The organism is Enterobacter sp. PTB (assembly GCF_051130085.1).
Lineage (GTDB): Bacteria > Pseudomonadota > Gammaproteobacteria > Enterobacterales > Enterobacteriaceae > Enterobacter > Enterobacter ludwigii.
Map to the genome: position 1 here is coordinate 1 of NZ_JBDKEE010000099.1, position 703 is coordinate 703.

Annotated in this window: 1 protein-coding gene; it reads left to right on the forward strand. The window is 52.6% G+C overall.

From position 1 onward, the window contains the following. Positions 1–257: 257 nt before the first annotated feature. Positions 258–703, forward strand: a 446-nt coding sequence (locus tag AAIR21_RS27745; protein ID WP_434682825.1) for a hypothetical protein, incomplete at its 3' end; no start/stop codon positions are given.

The following is a 703-nucleotide window of genomic DNA, read 5'->3' on the forward strand; positions in this document are numbered from 1 at the left end:
GCACTATTAATCCAGACGGGAATATCAGTTTTCCATGACTGACCAAATACTCAGTTAAGGAATGTTTGGTTTCGATGAATTCTTTTGTCTGGTGACGAACGATTTTATCGATCGGTTCGATCGAATTTCATCGTTATCCCCCGCACTTTTGTGGCTATAAAATCCGCACGGGATACTTATGGCTGTCAGTGTTCCATTTTAAATCATGCAGATATCCCCCTGCTGACAGGGGGGCGACAACCAAAGGAGTTTTAAAAATGAAAAGAAAGCTAATAAGCACCGCTTTACTGCTGACCTGTGCGCTGATGCCCGTAATGGCACAGGCCTTCGGTAATCATGAGACGTGGAGCAAGGGCTGGGCCCAGGGTGTGTCTGAGTTTGTGATCCTGGGGAAGGGGCAGTCACAACTGTATCTGGCCTGCGACGATGACGGCTCTCAGCCTGCCAGCATCATATTCACGGACGCTACAGGGCTGCAGGTCAGCATGGACAGCGGCAAAACGCTACAGGTCCGGATTGACGGCGGTGAACCCATTGACATCAGCGACTCAGACAGCCGGGTCGGAGAAAACAATCTCACGCTGGCCTGGAACGCACTGCGCACCGGTAAGCAGGCGCTGGTCACCGGTGATGGCGTCCGGCCCGCGCTATTCACACTCAACGGTGCCGGTAAAGTACTGCCTGCATTCGGCACACACGGCTG